This window comes from Citrobacter sp. Cpo065 (genome assembly GCF_030332805.1).
GTDB lineage: Bacteria > Pseudomonadota > Gammaproteobacteria > Enterobacterales > Enterobacteriaceae > Citrobacter > Citrobacter portucalensis.
The window spans coordinates 548,902-567,245 of record NZ_JAOWHC010000031.1; the positions used below are offsets into that span (position 1 = coordinate 548,902).

Consider the following 18,344-nt stretch of genomic DNA (forward strand, 5'->3'; position numbering starts at 1 on the left):
CGAGTGGAGTCTCTTATAGGCCGGGAAAGCGTCAACGCGACCCGGTTTTTTTATTTAGCACCTTACCCGTGCAGAAAATCTTCGCGAATTGGGGTAAAGGTATCCAGCAGCGTTCCCGGTTTTAAGCAGACGCAGCCATGCATAATGTTGGGCTGTTTATACAGGGTATCGCCCGCCCTAACGATATGCTTTTCTTCGCCGATGGTAAATTCAAACTCACCGGACAACACGTAAGTCAGCTGCTCGTGCGGATGATTGTGCATCGGGCCGATTGCGCCTTGCTCGAAGTTCACCTCAACCGCCATCATGTTACCGTCGTGAGCAAGAATACGCCGGGTAACGCCATTGCCCAGATCGTCAAGCGTGGTCTCTTTATGAAAAATAAACATCCGGCCTTCCTGTAATTAATTAAAACAATGTTTCATTAAAGCTATATTAGAAAATTAAAAAAAGAAATGCACGCCAACAGATGTGGAAAGTTGATCACATCTTTGGTTCACTGGAGAGACAACAACGAGTCAGGGGAAATGATGAAAACGATCGGTCTGTTAGGCGGTATGAGCTGGGAATCTACCATTCCTTATTATCGACTCATTAATGAAGGCGTAAAACAGCGTCTGGGCGGCCTGCATTCGGCACAGATTCTGTTGCACAGCGTGGATTTTCACGAGATTGAAGTCTGCCAGTCAAGCGGTGACTGGCAGCGAGCCGGTGAGATCCTCGCGCAGGCCGCCACCGGGCTACAGCAAGCCGGGGCGCAAGGAATTGTGCTGTGTACCAACACCATGCACAAAGTTGCTGAGGCGATTGAAAGCGCCTGTGATGTGCCGTTTCTGCATATTGCCGACGCGACGGGGCGGGCGATACAAAAGCAGCAAATGAGCAACGTGGCGCTACTGGGTACGCGTTACACCATGGAGCAGGATTTTTACCGCGGGCGTTTACAGACTGAATTCGGCATTAGCACGCTGATCCCTGAAGCTGATGATCGTCAGAAAATAAACCAGATTATTTTCGACGAGCTGTGTCTCGGTAAGTTCAGCGAGGCTTCCCGCGACTATTACCTGGGCGTCATCGACCAACTGGCGAAACAGGGGGCGCAAGGGGTTATCTTTGGCTGTACCGAGATTGGTCTGCTGGTTCCCACCGAGCTAAGCCCACTACCGGTTTTCGACACCGCGGCAATCCATGCGCAAGATGCGGTGGCGTTTATGCTTTCGGCTGTGGATGCAAAATAGCCTCCAGCGGGTCAATAAGCCTCGGTAGATGGGCCTGCAGATGCGCCGTAAAAGCATCAACCAGCGCCGAGGCGGGGCGATGAAGCGGGTGAATCAGGCTGACTGTAAAGGGTACCGAAATACTGAAGCGGCGGATAACGACTCCGCTGCTGGCGTAATCCAGTGCGGTCAGTGGGTTCACCACCGAGATCCCCACGCCTGCCCGTACCATTGCACAAATTGAAGCGGCGCTATGGGTTTCAATCACCATGCGGCGCTTCACCTGGTGCTCATTAAACAGGGTATCCAGTAGCTGACGGTAGCTGTCGGTGCGCGACAGGCTGATGTAGTTTTCTCCCTGAAAATCCTGCGGCGTTAACACCGCTTTCTTAGTCAGCGGATGGCCCTGCGGCAGCACGCACACTTCATCCAGCGCCAGCAATTCGGTGCGTTTCGTTCCGGCAGGCGTATGCAGCGTTTCCGTTAACCCCAGATCGTGGCGCTGCGCCGACAGCCACTCTTCCAGCAGCGGTGACTCCTGCGGCACTATCTGAATATTGACTTGTGGATAGCGTGCGAGGAATGGCTGCAGCAGCGGCGGTAAAAAAGACTGTGAGAATACCGGCAGGCAAACAATCGACAATTCGCCCTGGCGAAACTCGCGCAGGCTTTCGGCGGCGCTCACAATTCTGTCCAGGCCATACCACGAACGTTGCACCTCTTCAAACAGACGTAACCCTTGCACGGTTGGGTGCAGTCGGCCACGCGTACGTTCAAACAGCGTTAATCCCAGCACTTTCTCGAATCGGGCCAGTTCCCGGCTGACGGTGGGCTGCGAGGTATGTAGCATGCGCGCGGCTTCTGTCAGATTGCCTGCCGTCATGATGGCGTGAAAAATTTCGATGTGTCGCAGGTTAACGGCGGGCATGGGCAATCCTCGAATGAATCAATCCATATCATTTTTGCATAGACTCACGATAAAACGATATTTTTTATTCTTTTCGGGCTGTGGCGTAATCATAAAAAAGCCAATACCGGAGCACACCATGCCACGCCCACTCAATAGTACTGACACTGACCTGACCGCCGACAACCTGCTACGCCTGCCTGCCGAATTCGGCTGCCCGGTGTGGGTCTATGATGCGCAGATTATCCGCGGGCAGATTGCCAAATTGAGTCAGTTTGACGTGGTGCGTTTCGCCCAAAAGGCATGTTCGAATATTCATATTTTGCGCCTGATGCGCGAGCAGGGCGTGAAGGTTGATTCCGTCTCGCTTGGCGAAATTGAACGTGCGTTGGCGGCAGGCTTCGTACCGGGGAAAGATGAAATCGTCTTTACCGCCGATATGATTGATGAAGCGACGCTCGCGCGGGTGCATGAATTGCGCATTCCGGTAAATGCCGGGTCGGTGGATATGCTTGAACAACTGGGCCAGGTCTCGCCGGGCCATCGCGTGTGGCTACGCGTAAACCCTGGCTTTGGGCATGGGCACAGTCAGAAAACCAATACCGGCGGCGAAAACAGCAAGCACGGGATCTGGTATAGCGATCTTCCCGCGGCGCTGGAGGTGATTCAGCGCTATAAGCTGAAGCTGGTGGGGATTCATATGCATATCGGCTCCGGCGTGGACTATGCGCATCTGGAGCAGGTGTGCGGTGCGATGGTGCGCCAGGTGGTTGAATTTGGCCAGGATCTGGAGGCGATCTCCGCGGGTGGCGGTTTATCAATCCCGTATCGCGAAGGCGAAGAGGCGATCGATACCGATCACTACTTTGGATTGTGGAACGCTGCGCGTGAACAGATTGCTAAACACCTGGGTCACCCGGTCGCGCTTGAGATAGAGCCAGGTCGTTTTCTGGTCGCGGAAGCTGGCGTGTTAGTGGCGCAGGTGCGTAGCGTTAAAGAGATGGGTAGCCGCCACTTTGTGCTGATCGATGCGGGCTTCAACGATCTAATGCGCCCGGCCATGTACGGTAGTTATCACCATATCTCCGCGCTGGCAGGAGATGGTCGCTCTCTGGAGCACACACCGCAACGGGAAACCGTGGTAGCCGGGCCGCTGTGCGAATCTGGCGATGTGTTTACCCAGCAGGAAGGCGGAAATGTGGAAACCCGTCTGTTGCCTGCGGTGGTGCCGGGCGATTATCTGGTGCTGCATGATACCGGGGCGTACGGCGCGTCAATGTCGTCAAACTACAATAGCCGTCCGCTGTTGCCGGAAGTTTTGTTCGATAACGGCGTGGCGCGGCTGATTCGCCGTCGCCAGACCATTAATGAGCTGTTAGCGCTGGAATTAATCTGATTACAGCGCTGTGAAATGCCGGATGGCGCTACGCTTATCCGGCCTACAAGATTAACTGCGCCGCCATCCGGCATTTGATTACTTAAAGTATGGCCCGAGCGTTACTGAGTCACGTAGTACCAGTTTGCCGGTGAACGGTGGGATTGGCTCGACGCTCTCGCCGTTGGCCAGCCGGATAGCCTGGTCGATTGCCGTGGTTATCATGGTATCAATCGGCAGATAAACGGTAGACAGCCCCGGCTCCAGCCATTTGGCGCTGGGCGCATCATCAAAACCAAACAGTGAGACGTCCGTTGGGATCCTCAGCCCGGCCTGATGTAACGCTTTTGATGCGCCTAATGCCATGTCATCGTTACAGGCGAACAGGGCGCTAAATTTTACCCCTTCCTCCAGCAGTTCACGGCAGGCCTCATAGCCTCGCGTCATCGTGGAGTCGCCGTATTTGACCTTATCGGGATCCCAGGGAATACCGTTTTTTTCCAGCGCCTTACGATACCCCATCAGGCGGGATTTACCGGTAGGCGTATGACCTGGCACAGTGATACAAGCAATATCGCTATGGCCCTGGGAGATCAGGTAATTGACCGCCTGATAGGCCGCGTCTTCCTGTTCAAAGAAAATTGCGCGATCGCGGGCCTGGCTGACATCACGGTTGATGACCAGCAAGGGCATAGCAATGCTGTTCATCAACGACATAATCGCCTTTTCACTCATATAGCGGGTATAGAGAATAATGGCGTCGCACTGCCTGTCCGCCAGCATTTGCACGGCTTCCTGCTCACGCTCTGGTGTGTCGTGTCCGTCGGTGACGATCAACTGCTTGCCGTGAGATTCCGTCTGGCGTGAAGCCTGTTGCAGCAGGCGGCCAAAGTAGAATCCATCAAATGTGGAAACTACCAGACCAATGCTGTTGCTGGTGCGGTTTGCCAAAGAGCGCGCTAAAAAATTAGGCCGATAATCAAGTGCCTGCATGGCCTTAAACACTTTCTGGCGCGTGCTCTCTTTTACCTGACCCGTGCCATTCAGTACGCGCGAAACGGTCGCTTTTGAGACGCCTGCGTGTCGTGAAACGTCCAACATCGTAGTCATAACGCTATCCTGGTTATTCGTTTGACGATGAATTCCCCGGCTCTGTCAGCGTCGAAACGGAATGGCGACGCACCAGAGTTGGGTTAAAAACGTGGGTAATTTCAGGCACGGGACGCTTCTCCGCCAGCGCGAGCGCCAGTTCGGCAGCCTGGGTTGCCATCGTCACGATCGGGTAGCGCACCGTGGTCAGACGCGGGCGCACGTAGCGGGAAACCAGCACATCATCAAAACCAATCAGCGAGATTTCTCCCGGCACATCAATGCCGTTATCATTCAATACGCCCATGGCACCAGCCGCCATTGAGTCGTTGTAGCAGGCTACCGCAGTGAAGTTTTTGCCACGGCCAAGTAACTCTGTCATGGCCTGCTCACCGCCGCTTTCATCTGGTTCACCAAACGTTACCAGTCGATCGCTGACAGGAATATTGCTCTCTGCCAGCGCGTCGTAATAGCCTTGCAGACGATCTTCCGCATCTGAAATCGTGTGATTGGAGCACAGATAGCCAATGCGTGTATGGCCCTGCTGAATGAGGTGTCGGGTCGCGAGCCAGGCGCCGAAACGGTCATCAAGGGCAACGCAACGTTGTTCGAATCCCGGCAGAATTCGGTTAATCAATACCATGCCGGGGATTTGCTTCATGAGTGATGCCAGCTCAGCATCCGGGATAATTTTTGCGTGGACAACAAGGGCTGCGCAGCGGTGGCGAATGAGCTGTTCAATCGCCTGTCGTTCCTTCTGTTCGTTATGGTAGCCGTTACCAATCAGTAAAAAATTACCGGTGTTATACGCCACCTGCTCGACTGCTTTAACCATTGCCCCAAAAAATGGATCGGACACATCACCTACCACCAGACCGATGGTTTCAGTGGATTGTTGTGCCAGCGCACGCGCATTGGCGTTGGGGTGGTAGCTGAGTGATTCCATTGCACTCGTTACGGCCAGGCGCGATGCTTCGCTGGCTTTAGGGGAATCATTAATCACTCGAGAAACGGTGGCGACTGATACACCAGCTAGTCGGGCTACATCCTTTATGGTCGCCATGATAGTACCTGTTGTGGGTAAACGCTTACATTCCGTCAGTGTTACGGAAAATGGCTGGCTGTTCAAGCAGATTGCCCGTCAGAACGTCGCAAATGTGAGCGCACACGAGCGAAGTAAGACAGAAAATAGAAAATGCTAATTTTTGCTTACACTTTGCGATGTGCTGTTGCGATTGTTCGCTGGTGAGGGAACTGAGCAGATTGCTAGAGTTGAGATCCCAGAGGTATTGATAGGTGAAATCAACTTTCGGGTTGATCACTAGAATTACACCAGCCTGCGCAGATGCGCAGGTTTTTTTTTACCTTCAGCCTATCTGTAACAGTAACCGATAATTTACACAACTCGTTGCATTTGGGTTCATTCCTTTGCGTTTTCGCACTGGCGTATCTGGCTGCTGACGACCACAATCAAGATCCCAGAGGTATTGATTGGTGAGATTATTCGGTACGCACTTCGTACCTGTCTCTTGCACCAACCTGCGCGGATGCGCAGGTTTTTTTTCGGATTGTATTTACCAGTTACCTGTCGCGCCCATTCCCCAACTCGTATACTCTCCCACCATTGATGTTTATATAATTAATGGCACAGGGAGTTGAGATGCTATTTGGCTTTTTTCGTAATCTGTTTCGCGTGCTTTTCCGCGTTCGCGTCACGGGCGATGTCAGCGCGCTACAGGGAGAACGCGTTCTAATCACTCCCAACCATGTCTCATTTATAGACGGCATCCTGTTGGCGCTCTTTTTACCGATTCGTCCCGTCTTCGCTGTTTACACCTCGATCAGCCAGCAATGGTATATGCGCTGGCTAACTCCGCTGATTGATTTCGTACCGTTAGATCCAACCAAACCGATGTCGATTAAACATCTGGTTCGTCTGGTCGAACAGGGCCGTCCGGTGGTTATTTTCCCGGAAGGACGTATTTCGACGTCCGGTTCGTTAATGAAAATTTATGACGGCGCGGGGTTTGTTGCCGCAAAGTCTGGGGCGACGGTCGTTCCTGTGCGCATTGAAGGCGCGGAGCTTTCCCACTTTAGCCGCCTGAAAGGTTTGGTTAAACAGCGATTCTTCCCGCGCATCCGCTTACATATCCTACCGCCGACACAACTGCCGATGCCGGAAGCACCGCGTGCTCGCGATCGCCGCAAAATTGCCGGAGAGATGCTGCATCAAATTATGATGGAAGCACGCATGGCGGTTCGTCCGCGTGAAACGCTATACGAGTCGCTGCTGGCGGCGAAATACCGTTTTGGCGCAGGCAAAAACTGCATTGAAGATGTTAACTTTACCCCGGACAGCTACCGCAAACTGCTGACAAAGACGCTCTTTGTGGCCCGTATTCTGGAAAAATACAGCGTCGAAGGTGAAAAAATCGGCCTGATGCTGCCAAACGCGGGGATCAGCGCGGCGGTTATTTTTGGCGCCATTGCGCGTCGACGCATTCCGGCCATGATGAACTACACCGCGGGCGTGAAAGGATTAACCAGCGCCATTACTGCGTCTGAAATTAAAACGATCTTCACATCCCGACAGTTTCTCGATAAAGGCAAACTCTGGCATTTACCGGAACAGCTCACCCAGGTGCGTTGGGTTTATCTGGAAGACTTAAAAGCTGATGTGACCTTCAGCGATAAGCTGTGGATTTTCTCACATCTGCTGGCACCGCATCTGGCGCAGGTGAAGCAGCAGCCGGAAGACGCTGCGGTGATCCTCTTTACTTCTGGCTCAGAAGGCCATCCGAAAGGTGTGGTTCACAGTCATAAAAGCATTCTGGCGAACGTTGAGCAGATCAAAACGATTGCCGATTTCACCGCCGATGACCGTTTTATGTCGGCGCTGCCGCTGTTCCACTCCTTTGGCCTGACGGTGGGATTATTCACGCCGCTACTGACTGGCGCAGAAGTGTTTCTTTATCCCAGCCCGCTGCATTACCGCATTGTGCCAGAGCTGGTATACGACCGGAATTGCACCGTGTTGTTTGGTACTTCAACGTTCCTCGGCAACTACGCGCGTTTTGCGCATCCGTACGATTTCCACCGCCTGCGCTATGTGGTGGCGGGAGCGGAAAAACTTCAGGACAGCACAAAGCAGCTGTGGCAGGAGAAATTTGGCCTGCGCGTTCTTGAAGGCTATGGCGTGACGGAATGTGCGCCGGTTGTGTCGATTAACGTACCAATGGCGGCAAAATCGGGAACGGTAGGGCGCATCTTGCCTGGTATGGATGCTCGACTGTTGGCCGTTCCGGGAATTGAGGACGGTGGGCGTTTACAGCTGAAAGGTCCTAATATTATGAGCGGCTATTTGCGCGTCGAAAAACCTGGCGTGCTGGAAGTGCCGACAGCAGAGAATGCGCAAGGTGAGATTGAGCGCGGCTGGTATGACACCGGAGACATCGTGCGCTTTGATGAAAACGGCTTTGTACAGATTCAGGGGCGCGCTAAGCGTTTCGCTAAAATTGCCGGAGAGATGGTTTCGCTGGAAATGGTTGAGCAACTGGCGTTGGCGGTATCCGCAGACAAAATGCACGCCACGGCGATCAAGAGTGATGCCAGCAAAGGTGAGGCGCTGGTGCTGTTCACTACCGACAGCGAGCTGACACGTGAAAAACTACAGCAGTATGCGCGGGCGCACGGTGTACCTGAACTCGCCGTACCGCGTGATATTCGCCATCTGAAGCAACTCCCCTTACTCGGCAGCGGTAAGCCGGATTTTGTTACGCTGAAAAGCTGGGTCGATGAGCCGGAAAAACAACATGAGTGAGTCAGTGCACACTAACACTTCAATCTGGTCCAAAGGGATGATGTCCGTTATCGCCGCGCAGTTTCTGTCGGCGTTTGGCGATAATGCGTTGCTGTTTGCTACGCTGGCGTTGCTGAAAGAACAATTCTATCCGGACTGGAGTCAGCCAATCCTGCAAATGGTGTTTGTGGGCGCTTACATTCTGTTTGCTCCCTTTGTGGGACAGGTGGCGGATAGCTTTGCCAAAGGCAGAGTGATGATGTTCGCGAACGCTCTGAAACTGCTGGGCGCGGCGAGTATTTGCTTCGGCATTAATCCGTTTCTTGGGTATACGCTGGTGGGGATCGGTGCGGCGGCATATTCACCGGCCAAGTACGGCATTCTCGGTGAACTGACTACCGGCGACAAACTGGTGAAGGCTAACGGTCTGATGGAAGCCTCCACCATTGCCGCGATTTTGCTCGGTTCTGTCGCCGGCGGCGTTCTGGCCGACTGGCACGTGATTGCCGCGCTTTCTGCCTGTGCCCTGGCCTATGCTGGCGCGGTGGTGGCTAACCTGTATATCCCGAAACTGGCCGCGGCTCGTCCTGGCCAGTCCTGGCATCTGGGGAAAATGACGCGCAGTTTCTTCTGTGCGGCTTCATCGTTGTGGCGTAATGGCGAGACGCGTTTCTCGCTGGTCGGAACCAGCCTTTTTTGGGGCGCGGGCGTTACGCTGCGTTTTCTGCTGGTGCTGTGGGTCCCGGTGGCGCTCGGCATCACCGATAACGCCACGCCGACCTACCTCAATGCCATGGTAGCGATCGGGATTGTGGTCGGTGCGGGTGCGGCAGCGAAGCTCGTAACGCTGGAAACCGTGTCGCGCTGTATGCCTGCGGGGATCCTGATTGGCGTCGTGGTGCTGATTTTCTCTCTTCAACATTCGCTGCTTCCGGCTTACGCATTGCTGATGCTTATCGGCGTGTCGGGTGGCTTCTTTGTGGTACCGCTGAATGCGTTGCTGCAGGAACGGGGTAAGAAAAGCGTCGGCGCGGGTAATGCGATAGCGGTGCAAAACCTGGGCGAAAACAGCGCGATGCTGTTGATGCTCGGTATTTACTCACTGGCGGTGCTGGTGGGGATCCCGGCTGTTGCGATTGGTATTGGATTTGGTGCGCTGTTTGCGCTGGCGATTGCGGCACTGTGGATTTGGCAGCGCCGCCATTAGTCTGTTGTATGCTGTTGCCGGATGCTCACTTTGTAGGCCTGATAAGCGTAGCGCCATCAGGCGCTAATCGTCACGGTTCGAGATGAGCATGCTATGAATGTGCCGGATGGCGGCGTTGCCTTATCCGGCCTACAGGATGCTCACTTTGTAGGCCTGATAAGCGCAGCGCCATCAGGCGCTAATCGTCACGGTTCGAGATGAGCATGCTATGAATGTGCCGGATGGCGGCGTTGCCTTATCCGGCCTACAGGATGCTTACTTTGTAGGCCTGATAAGCGTAGCGCCATCAGGCGCTAATCGTCACGGTGCGAGATAAGTATGCTATGAATGTGCCGGATGGCGGCGTTACCGTATACGGCCTACAGGATGCTCACTTTGTAGGCCTGATAAGCGTAGCGCCATCAGGCGCTAACTGTTACGGTGCAGGATAGGTATACACCTGATGCACCGCTTCAATCTCTGCCAGTACTTCTTCGCTCAACTCCAGATGCAGGCTTTCAACGTTGGTTTTTAGCTGCTCCATCGTCGTGGCGCCCAGCAAAGTGCTGGCGACAAACGGCTGACGACGCACGAATGCCAGCGCCATTTGCGCAGGATCCAGATTATGGCGTTTCGCGATATCCACATAGGCCGCAACGGCTTTCTGCGTCTGCTCGCCGCTGTAGCGCGTGAAACGGCTAAACAACGTATTGCGTGCACCGGCAGGTTTCGCGCCGTTCAGGTATTTCCCGGTTAACGTACCGAAGCCCAGGCAAGAGTAGGCCAGCAGCTCAACGCCTTCATACTGGCTCACTTCAGCCAGTCCAACCTCAAAGCTGCGGTTCAGCAGGCTGTAGGGGTTCTGGATGGTGGCGATGCGTGGCAGATCGTGTTTGTCCGCCAGGTGCAGATAGCGCATCACGCCAAACGCGGTTTCATTAGAAACGCCGATGTAGCGAATTTTCCCGGCGCGCTGAAACTCGGCCAGAGCGTCCAGCGTATCGAGAAGGGAAACGACCGGCGCGGAGTCTGTCCAGCTGTAGCCTAACTTACCAAAACAGTTGGTCGGGCGCTGCGGCCAGTGAACCTGATACAGATCCAGATAATCGGTTTTCAGTCTTTTCAGGCTGTCGTGCAGCGCTTCACGGATATTTTTACGGTCCAGCGCCTGATTCGGTCGAATGCCGCTGTCGTTGTTACGTGATGGTCCGCTGACCTTAGACGCAACGATCAGCTTTTCGCGGCTGCCGTGTTTGGCGAGCCAGTTACCTACGTAGGTTTCGGTGAGACCCTGGGTTTCAGGACGCGGCGGTACCGGATACATCTCGGCAACGTCGATCAAATTAATGCCCTGTGCTACGGCATAATCGAGCTGTGCATGTGCGTCGGCTTCGCTGTTTTGTTCACCAAACGTCATTGTGCCCAGCCCCAGTGTACTGACTTCCAGCGAGCTGTGGGGTATACGGTGATATTGCATAGCCGTTTCCTTTTTATAATCGCGACATAAGGATTATAAAAATGGCTGAGGGAAGAGAAAAAGGGAAGTAAAATTGTTAAGGCCAGCGCGCTGCTGACCTCAACCATCAGCGTTCAATGATTTGAGACACATCATCGCGGTTAATCTGCATCGCATTGCCCTGCTGGTCGTGATAGCTCACCAGACCAGTATCATCGTCAATTTCTGGTTTTCCATCGGTCAGGATCATTCGACCATCTTTTGTCGCCATTACATAATCGCTGCTGCATCCGGAAACGGCAAAAGCCAGTCCTACGGCGGAAATCAAAACTGCCCATTTTTTCATCTGCTTATCCTCACATGGCCTGCGTCTGACAATAGTTTAGTAATAACGCGAAGTTGTGCAGGGTGAAAGCAGTAAAATCTTAAACTGTGAGAAGGGGTAGGTGTGGCTGGCATTCGCTCCCCTTGCGGGGAGCGATGGATTTCATCAGAGCGGATTTTTTTTATTACGCCACAGGTTCAGGGTCTCTACCGCGATAGAGAAGAACATGGCGAAATAGATATATCCTTTCGGAACGTGGATGTCGAAACTTTCCAGAATCAGCGTAAAACCGACCAGAATCAGAAACGAGAGCGCCAGCATTTTCACCGAAGGGTGGCGATCGACAAACTCGCCAATTGGGCGCGCGGCAAACATCATCACGCCTACGGCAATCACCACCGCCGCCATCATAATAAACAGATGATCGGACAAGCCAACCGCAGTAATCACGGAATCCAGACTGAAGATAATGTCTAACAACATGATCTGCACAATCGCGCCCAGGAAAGAAGATACGCGGGTTTTTAACCCCTCTTCCTCACCTTCAATGGATTCGTGGATCTCCTTGCTGGCTTTCCAGATCAGGAACAATCCCCCCAGCAGAAGGATCAGGTCACGTGCTGATATCGCCTCGCCAAACAGCTCGAATAACGGGTTTGTCAGCCGCGTTACCCAGGCGATAGAAGCCAGCAGTGCCAGACGCATGATCATCGCCGCCGCCAGCCCAATACGTCGGGCATGATTGCGTTGCGCTGTCGGGAGTTTGGCTACAACCAGAGAAAGGAAAATAATATTGTCGATCCCAAGAACGATCTCCAGCAGCGTCAGCGTACCGAGCGCAAGCCAGGCGTTAGGATCGGTTATCCATGCAAATAACATCGAACAAAGTCCTGCCAAAAAAAGAAGCGGTAATTATAGGCCCGTAACGCGGCGGGTGAAAGGCTGGACGGTGCCTATTGCGCCTGGAACAAGAAATGTCGCTCAAGCAATGCGCGGGTGAAGTTCTTTTTCAGGTAAAAGCCGCGTGGCAGGGTCAGGATGGGTTCGCCGTTGGCGCCAATGGCCTCGGTAAGCGCGCGGGCGTTGGCGGCTTTAGGACGCAGTTGCAGTACTTCCCCATGGCGAGCGGTGATGCGTTCGACATGACCTAACACAATCATGTCCATTAACTCTTCCCAGTCCAGACGCAATTGCCGGTCTTCTTCTTCATTCGGGCTCCACAGCAGGGGAGAGCCGACGCGGCGCTCAGCCAGAGGGATGCTGCGTTCGCCTTCTACCGGGATCCACAGAACACGTTTGAGTTTGTGTCGTACATGGCTGGTTTCCCAGGTGACGCCGGTATTGCCGGTTAACGGCGCCACACACACAAAGGTGGTTTCCAGCGGTCTGCCAAGACTGTCCACAGGGATCGTTTTCAGCTCCACGCCCAGCGCCGCAAAATCCTGCTCTGGTTTACTGCCCGCGCTGGCACCGAGCCAGATTTCCAGCAGGACGCCAATCCAGCCTTTATCGCGCTTAAGATCCTTCGGCGTAACGATTCCCGCCATTGCCGCTAATTCTCCTAACGCGTAGCCCGAAAGCTGCCGTGCCTGGCTCAGCAACTGGGCTTCAGATTCAGGGGGAGAAAGCAACGGACGGAGTTCTGGCATCGGGTTAACCCTTAGGTGAAAAAATGAGCAATGATTTTATACCGTGTGGACAGAGTTTATCTTTTTCCACATGCTTTATTCAATTCTATGATTTATATTGGTTTTTAGATTCACGTTCGCAGAGTTGCGCAACAGCGAAGCGGGTTTTCCAATTCTGGTCACTGACAATGAACAGGATCTTACACCATGTTATCCACAGAAAGATGGGATAACTGTGAAAAACCCCCACTACTGTTTCAATTTACAGCCTTGACGTGCGACGAAAATCGAATTTTCACACAAATTGTGCCTAACTTATTGGCATAATCTGTGGATAAAACCAACGCTGGTCGATCTTTCATCAGCGTGAAGATCGTATGCGTGATGCACATCACATTTCTGTGTGTTTATCTGCGTGGATCGGTTTTAACTTTATGAATGTATAAGAGTATTTTTGATATGTGACGAATGTCTTATTCGGACTGTTCTGGGTTTTCCCATAGTAATTCCGTACTTCTTCACAACTATATCCACAGAAAAGGTGAATAAAATCGCCTTGCTTGCCCTTCTTCTGTTTATAACTCGGCCTTTAACTGTGAGTTATTCAATTGTTATTAGAATATCGCACCCTTAACAGAGTGGTTTACCGCCCCTCAGGAGTGTGAAACAATCGTTTGTATATAAGGTTTATGTTGAGGTAGTCCGGTGATTGATGACGATGGCTACCGCCCGAATGTAGGGATAGTAATTTGTAACCGCCAGGGGCAGGTCATGTGGGCCCGGCGATTTGGTCAGCACTCCTGGCAATTCCCACAAGGTGGGATCAACGCAGGAGAGACAGCAGAGCAGGCGATGTACCGGGAACTCTTTGAAGAAGTGGGTCTCAGTCGTAAAGATGTACGGATCCTTGCTTCTACTCGTAACTGGTTGCGTTACAAGTTACCGAAACGTTTGGTGCGTTGGGACACGAAGCCGGTTTGTATCGGCCAGAAACAAAAATGGTTTCTTCTGCAATTGGTCAGCAGCGATGCTGAAATCAATATGCAAACCAGCAGTACACCTGAGTTCGACGGCTGGCGCTGGGTGAGTTACTGGTATCCGGTTCGACAGGTGGTGTCATTTAAACGCGATGTCTATCGCAGGGTGATGAAAGAATTCGCAAGTGTTGTCATGGCGCTTCAGGAGAGCACTCCTAAACCGCAAAGCGCACCTGCGTACAGACGTAAAAGAGGTTAAGCTACGCAAATTATGCTCACCCGCCTGCGCGAAATAGTCGAAAAGGTGGCCAGTGCTCCGCGTCTGAACGAAGCGCTGAATATACTGGTTACCGACATCTGTCTTGCGATGGATACAGAGGTCTGCTCGGTCTATCTGGCCGATCACGATCGACGTTGTTATTACCTCATGGCGACCCGGGGACTAAAAAAACCACGTGGTCGCACTGTCGCACTCGCGTTTGATGAAGGTATCGTTGGCCTGGTTGGCAGGCTGGCGGAACCTATCAACCTCGCCGATGCGCAAAAACATCCCAGCTTTAAATACATTCCTTCGGTAAAAGAAGAGCGTTTTCGTGCATTCTTAGGCGTACCGATCATTCAGCGTCGCCAGCTTTTAGGTGTGCTGGTGGTGCAGCAGCGTGAACTGCGTCAGTACGATGAAAGTGAAGAGTCTTTCCTCGTCACGCTCGCCACGCAAATGGCGGCCATACTTTCGCAGTCGCAGCTAAACGCGCTGTTCGGCCAGTACCGTCAAACGCGCATCCGTGCGCTGCCAGCCGCTCCCGGTGTGGCAATAGCCGAAGGTTGGCAGGATGCGACGCTGCCGTTGATGGAACAGGTCTACCAGGCTTCAACGCTGGATCCTGTGCTTGAACGCGAGCGACTGACCGGTGCGCTGGAAGAGGCGGCGAACGAATTCCGCCGCTACAGCAAGCGTTTTACCGCTGGGGCGCAGAAAGAAACGGCGGCGATCTTTGATCTTTACTCGCACTTACTTTCCGATACCCGTCTGCGCCGCGAGCTGTTTGCGGAAGTGGATAACGGTTCGGTGGCCGAGTGGGCGGTTAAAACGATCATCGAAAAGTTTGCCGAACAGTTCGCTGCGCTGAGCGATAACTACCTCAAAGAGCGGGCCGGAGATTTACGCGCGCTGGGCCAGCGTCTGCTGTTCCACCTTGATGACTCTATCCAGGGGCCAAATGCCTGGCCGGAACGCTTTGTGCTGGTGGCGGACGAACTTTCGGCGACCACGCTGGCGGAGCTTCCTCAGGACCGGTTAGTTGGCGTGGTTGTCCGGGACGGCGCAGCCAACTCTCATGCGGCAATTATGGTGCGTGCGCTGGGTATCCCTACCGTCATGGGGGCCGATATCCAGCCGTCGGTGCTGCATCGCCGTACGCTGGTGGTGGACGGTTATCGCGGTGAACTGCTGGTCGATCCGGAACCGGTATTGATCCAGGAATACCAGCGTCTTATCAGTGAAGAAATTGAGCTGAGCCGCCTGGCGGAAGACGACGTCAACCAGCCAGCACAGCTGAAAAGCGGCGAGCGCGTGAAGGTGATGCTCAATGCGGGCCTCAGCCCGGAACATGAAGAAAAGCTGGGTAGCCGAATCGACGGCATTGGCCTGTATCGCACCGAAATTCCGTTCATGCTGCAAAGCGGTTTTCCTTCGGAAGAAGAACAGGTTGCGCAGTATCAGGGGATGCTGCAAATGTTTAACGACAAGCCGGTGACCCTGCGTACGCTGGATGTCGGCGCCGATAAACAGCTGCCCTATATGCCGATCAGTGAAGAGAACCCCTGCCTTGGCTGGCGAGGGATCCGCATAACGCTCGATCAGCCGGAGATCTTTTTGATCCAGGTTCGCGCTATGCTGCGTGCGAATGCGGCAACCGGAAACCTGAGCATTTTGCTGCCGATGGTAACCAGCATCGATGAAGTGGACGAAGCGCGACGTTTGATTGAACGCGCCGGACGCGAAGTGGAGGAGATGATCGGTTACGAGATCCCGAAACCGCGCATTGGCATCATGCTGGAAGTTCCGTCGATGGTGTTCATGCTGCCGCATCTGACAAACCGGATAGACTTTATCTCGGTTGGAACCAACGACCTTACCCAGTACATACTGGCCGTCGATCGTAACAACACACGGGTAGCCAGCATTTATGACAGCCTGCATCCGGGGATGTTGCGTGCGCTGGCGATGATTGCGCAGGAAGCCGAAAGAAGCGGTATCGATTTGCGCCTGTGTGGTGAAATGGCGGGCGACCCGATGTGCGTGGCTATTCTGATCGGTCTCGGTTTCCGTCATTTGTCGATGAACGGTCGTTCTGTCGCTCGCGTAAAATATCTGCTGCGCCATATCGATTTTGATGAGGCGCAAACGCTGGCGCAGCGCAGCCTGGAGGCACAGATGGCAACAGAAGTACGCCATCAGGTAGCGGCCTTCATGGAGCGTCGTGGCATGGGGGGCTTGATTCGCGGGGGATTGTAGGTCTGATAAGCGTAGCGCTATCAGGTATTACGGGGGATAGAGATTACCTATACAGATCTTTTACATCTTCCCGGCATCCGCTTCTAACCCCTTGTGCTATCATTCGCACCTTTGGAGCGCCTGCATTATGCAGGCGCGCTTATCAATTGCTGTCTGACTTCAGCGAAATAACAAGAACTTGTGGTGACAGATGACCAGTAGCTATCTGCATTTTCCGGATTTCGATCCGGTCATTTTCTCAATCGGACCCGTCGCGCTTCACTGGTACGGCTTAATGTATTTGGTGGGGTTTATTTTCGCGATGTGGCTGGCGACGCGCCGCGCGAATCGTCCGGGCAGTGGCTGGACCAAAAATGAAGTAGAAAACTTACTGTATGCGGGCTTCCTCGGGGTTTTCCTCGGTGGGCGTATTGGTTACGTACTGTTCTATAACTTCCCGTTATTCCTCGATAATCCCCTGTATCTGTTCCGCGTCTGGGACGGCGGTATGTCCTTCCACGGTGGACTTATCGGTGTGATCCTGGTGATGATTATCTTCGCCAAACGCACTAAGCGTTCGTTCTTCCAGGTTTCTGATTTCATTGCCCCGCTGATTCCGTTTGGCTTGGGTGCAGGGCGTCTGGGCAACTTTATCAACGGTGAGCTGTGGGGACGCGTTGACCCGAACTTCAAGTACGCCATGCTGTTCCCCGGCTCCCGTACCGAAGATATTTTACTGCTGCAAACTAACCCGCAATGGCAGTCTATTTTTGATACCTACGGCTCGCTGCCACGCCACGCCTCACAGCTTTATGAGATGGCGTTGGAAGGCGTTGTGCTGTTTATCATTCTGAACTTGTACATTCGCAAACCGCGCCCGATGGGTTCGGTATCCGGTCTGTTCCTGATTGGTTATGGCGCGTTTCGTATTATTGTTGAATTCTTCCGCCAGCCGGATGCGCAGTTTACCGGCACCTGGGTACAGTACATCAGCATGGGTCAGATCCTCTCTATCCCGATGATTGTCGCAGGCATTATTATGATGGTTTGGGCGTACCGCCGCAGCCCACAGCAACACGTTTCCTGAGGAACCATGAAACAGTATTTAGAACTGATGCAAAAAGTGCTGGATGAAGGCACACAGAAAAACGACCGTACCGGAACCGGAACGCTTTCCATTTTTGGTCATCAGATGCGTTTTAATCTGCAGGAAGGGTTCCCGCTGGTTACGACTAAACGCTGCCATTTACGCTCGATCATTCATGAGCTGCTGTGGTTCTTGCAGGGCGATACTAACGTTGCCTACCTGCATGAAAACAACGTCTCAATCTGGGACGAATGGGCGGATGAAAACGGTAATTTAGGCCCGGTTTACGGCAAACAATGGCGCGCGTGGCCTACGCCAGATGGTCGCCATATCGACCAGATCACCACCGTGCTAAACCAGCTGAAAAATGATCCGGACTCTCGCCGCATCATCGTTTCCGCATGGAACGTCGGTGAGCTGGATAAAATGGCGCTGGCACCGTGCCATGCGTTCTTCCAGTTCTACGTGGCGGATGGCAAGCTCTCCTGCCAGCTGTATCAGCGTTCGTGCGATGTGTTCCTCGGCCTGCCGTTTAACATTGCCAGCTACGCTTTGCTGGTACACATGATGGCGCAGCAGTGCGATCTGGAAGTGGGTGATTTTGTCTGGACCGGCGGCGACACGCACCTGTACAGCAACCATATGGATCAAACGCATCTGCAGCTTAGCCGTGAACCGCGCGCGCTGCCGAAACTGGTTATCAAACGTAAGCCTGAATCAATCTTTGACTATCGCTTCGAAGACTTCGAAATTGAAGGCTACGATCCGCACCCGGGTATTAAAGCACCGGTAGCTATCTAA

16 protein-coding genes are annotated in these 18,344 nt (G+C 53.4%); 8 read left to right on the plus strand and 8 right to left on the minus strand.

Annotated features, from left to right (window positions below; genetic code table 11):
- Positions 1-62: 62 nt before the first annotated feature.
- On the minus strand, positions 63-389 hold the full coding sequence (locus tag OGY68_RS13755; RefSeq protein WP_048225407.1) for a cupin domain-containing protein: 327 nt from the start codon (positions 387-389) through the stop codon (positions 63-65).
- A gap of 141 nt (positions 390-530) precedes the next feature.
- Here OGY68_RS13755 and OGY68_RS13760 point away from each other — a divergent pair, with 141 nt between their 5' ends.
- The gene (locus OGY68_RS13760; RefSeq protein ID WP_057067433.1) at positions 531-1,238 is read left to right on the plus strand and encodes an aspartate/glutamate racemase; all 708 of its coding nucleotides are present in this window, start codon (positions 531-533) and stop codon (positions 1,236-1,238) included.
- Here the strand turns inward: OGY68_RS13760 and OGY68_RS13765 are convergent.
- Positions 1,210-2,145 carry a LysR family transcriptional regulator gene (locus OGY68_RS13765; RefSeq protein ID WP_008785717.1) on the minus strand — a complete coding sequence of 312 codons (936 nt, stop codon included), beginning with the start codon at positions 2,143-2,145 and terminating at the stop codon, positions 1,210-1,212. The genes OGY68_RS13760 and OGY68_RS13765 overlap by 29 nt on opposite strands.
- A 118-nt stretch (positions 2,146-2,263) precedes the next feature.
- Here OGY68_RS13765 and lysA point away from each other — a divergent pair, with 118 nt between their 5' ends.
- Entirely contained in the window at positions 2,264-3,520 is a 1,257-nt protein-coding gene (gene lysA, locus OGY68_RS13770; protein WP_057067432.1) for a diaminopimelate decarboxylase, read from the plus strand.
- A 78-nt stretch (positions 3,521-3,598) separates the two neighbouring features.
- Here the strand turns inward: lysA and OGY68_RS13775 are convergent, their stop codons facing one another.
- The gene (locus tag OGY68_RS13775; protein ID WP_008785715.1) at positions 3,599-4,609 is read right to left on the minus strand and encodes a LacI family DNA-binding transcriptional regulator; all 1,011 of its coding nucleotides are present in this window, start codon (positions 4,607-4,609) and stop codon (positions 3,599-3,601) included.
- A 13-nt stretch (positions 4,610-4,622) separates the two neighbouring features.
- Entirely contained in the window at positions 4,623-5,651 is a 1,029-nt protein-coding gene (gene galR, locus OGY68_RS13780; RefSeq protein WP_048215625.1) for an HTH-type transcriptional regulator GalR, read from the minus strand.
- 597 nt (positions 5,652-6,248) lie between these two features.
- On the opposite strand from galR, the gene aas reads away from it, so the two are divergent.
- Entirely contained in the window at positions 6,249-8,408 is a 2,160-nt protein-coding gene (gene aas / locus OGY68_RS13785; protein WP_057067431.1) for a bifunctional acyl-ACP--phospholipid O-acyltransferase/long-chain-fatty-acid--ACP ligase, read from the plus strand.
- Complete coding sequence (gene lplT / locus OGY68_RS13790) at positions 8,401-9,594, plus strand: lysophospholipid transporter LplT (protein ID WP_008785713.1); 1,194 nt, start codon at positions 8,401-8,403, stop codon at positions 9,592-9,594. The genes aas and lplT overlap by 8 nt, the downstream gene beginning before the upstream one ends.
- Positions 9,595-10,009: 415 nt before the next feature.
- Here lplT and OGY68_RS13795 read toward each other — a convergent pair whose 3' ends face one another.
- The 4 genes from OGY68_RS13795 to mutH all read right to left on the minus strand — a co-directional run bounded on the left by OGY68_RS13795 (position 10,010) and on the right by mutH (position 13,003).
- Positions 10,010-11,050, minus strand: coding sequence for an NADP(H)-dependent aldo-keto reductase (locus OGY68_RS13795; RefSeq protein ID WP_003825597.1), 1,041 nt, complete (start codon positions 11,048-11,050; stop codon positions 10,010-10,012).
- Positions 11,051-11,156: 106 nt separating this feature from the next.
- Complete coding sequence (gene ygdR, locus OGY68_RS13800; protein WP_000758660.1) at positions 11,157-11,375, minus strand: lipoprotein YgdR; 219 nt, start codon at positions 11,373-11,375, stop codon at positions 11,157-11,159.
- 144 nt (positions 11,376-11,519) lie between these two features.
- Positions 11,520-12,233, minus strand: a complete 714-nt coding sequence (locus OGY68_RS13805; protein WP_032949961.1) for a TerC family protein — start codon at positions 12,231-12,233, stop codon at positions 11,520-11,522.
- Positions 12,234-12,307: 74 nt separating this feature from the next.
- Positions 12,308-13,003 carry a DNA mismatch repair endonuclease MutH gene (gene mutH / locus OGY68_RS13810; protein ID WP_003033965.1) on the minus strand — a complete coding sequence of 232 codons (696 nt, stop codon included), beginning with the start codon at positions 13,001-13,003 and terminating at the stop codon, positions 12,308-12,310.
- A 684-nt stretch (positions 13,004-13,687) separates the two neighbouring features.
- Here mutH and rppH point away from each other — a divergent pair.
- The 4 genes from rppH to thyA all read left to right on the plus strand — a co-directional run bounded on the left by rppH (position 13,688) and on the right by thyA (position 18,344).
- Positions 13,688-14,218, plus strand: a complete 531-nt coding sequence (gene rppH / locus OGY68_RS13815; protein ID WP_003825602.1) for an RNA pyrophosphohydrolase — start codon at positions 13,688-13,690, stop codon at positions 14,216-14,218.
- 12 nt (positions 14,219-14,230) lie between these two features.
- Complete coding sequence (gene ptsP / locus OGY68_RS13820) at positions 14,231-16,477, plus strand: phosphoenolpyruvate--protein phosphotransferase (RefSeq protein WP_003825604.1); 2,247 nt, start codon at positions 14,231-14,233, stop codon at positions 16,475-16,477.
- 190 nt (positions 16,478-16,667) lie between these two features.
- On the plus strand, positions 16,668-17,543 hold the full coding sequence (lgt, locus tag OGY68_RS13825; RefSeq protein ID WP_003825606.1) for a prolipoprotein diacylglyceryl transferase: 876 nt from the start codon (positions 16,668-16,670) through the stop codon (positions 17,541-17,543).
- Between the two features lie 6 nt (positions 17,544-17,549).
- Entirely contained in the window at positions 17,550-18,344 is a 795-nt protein-coding gene (gene thyA, locus OGY68_RS13830; RefSeq protein ID WP_003033990.1) for a thymidylate synthase, read from the plus strand.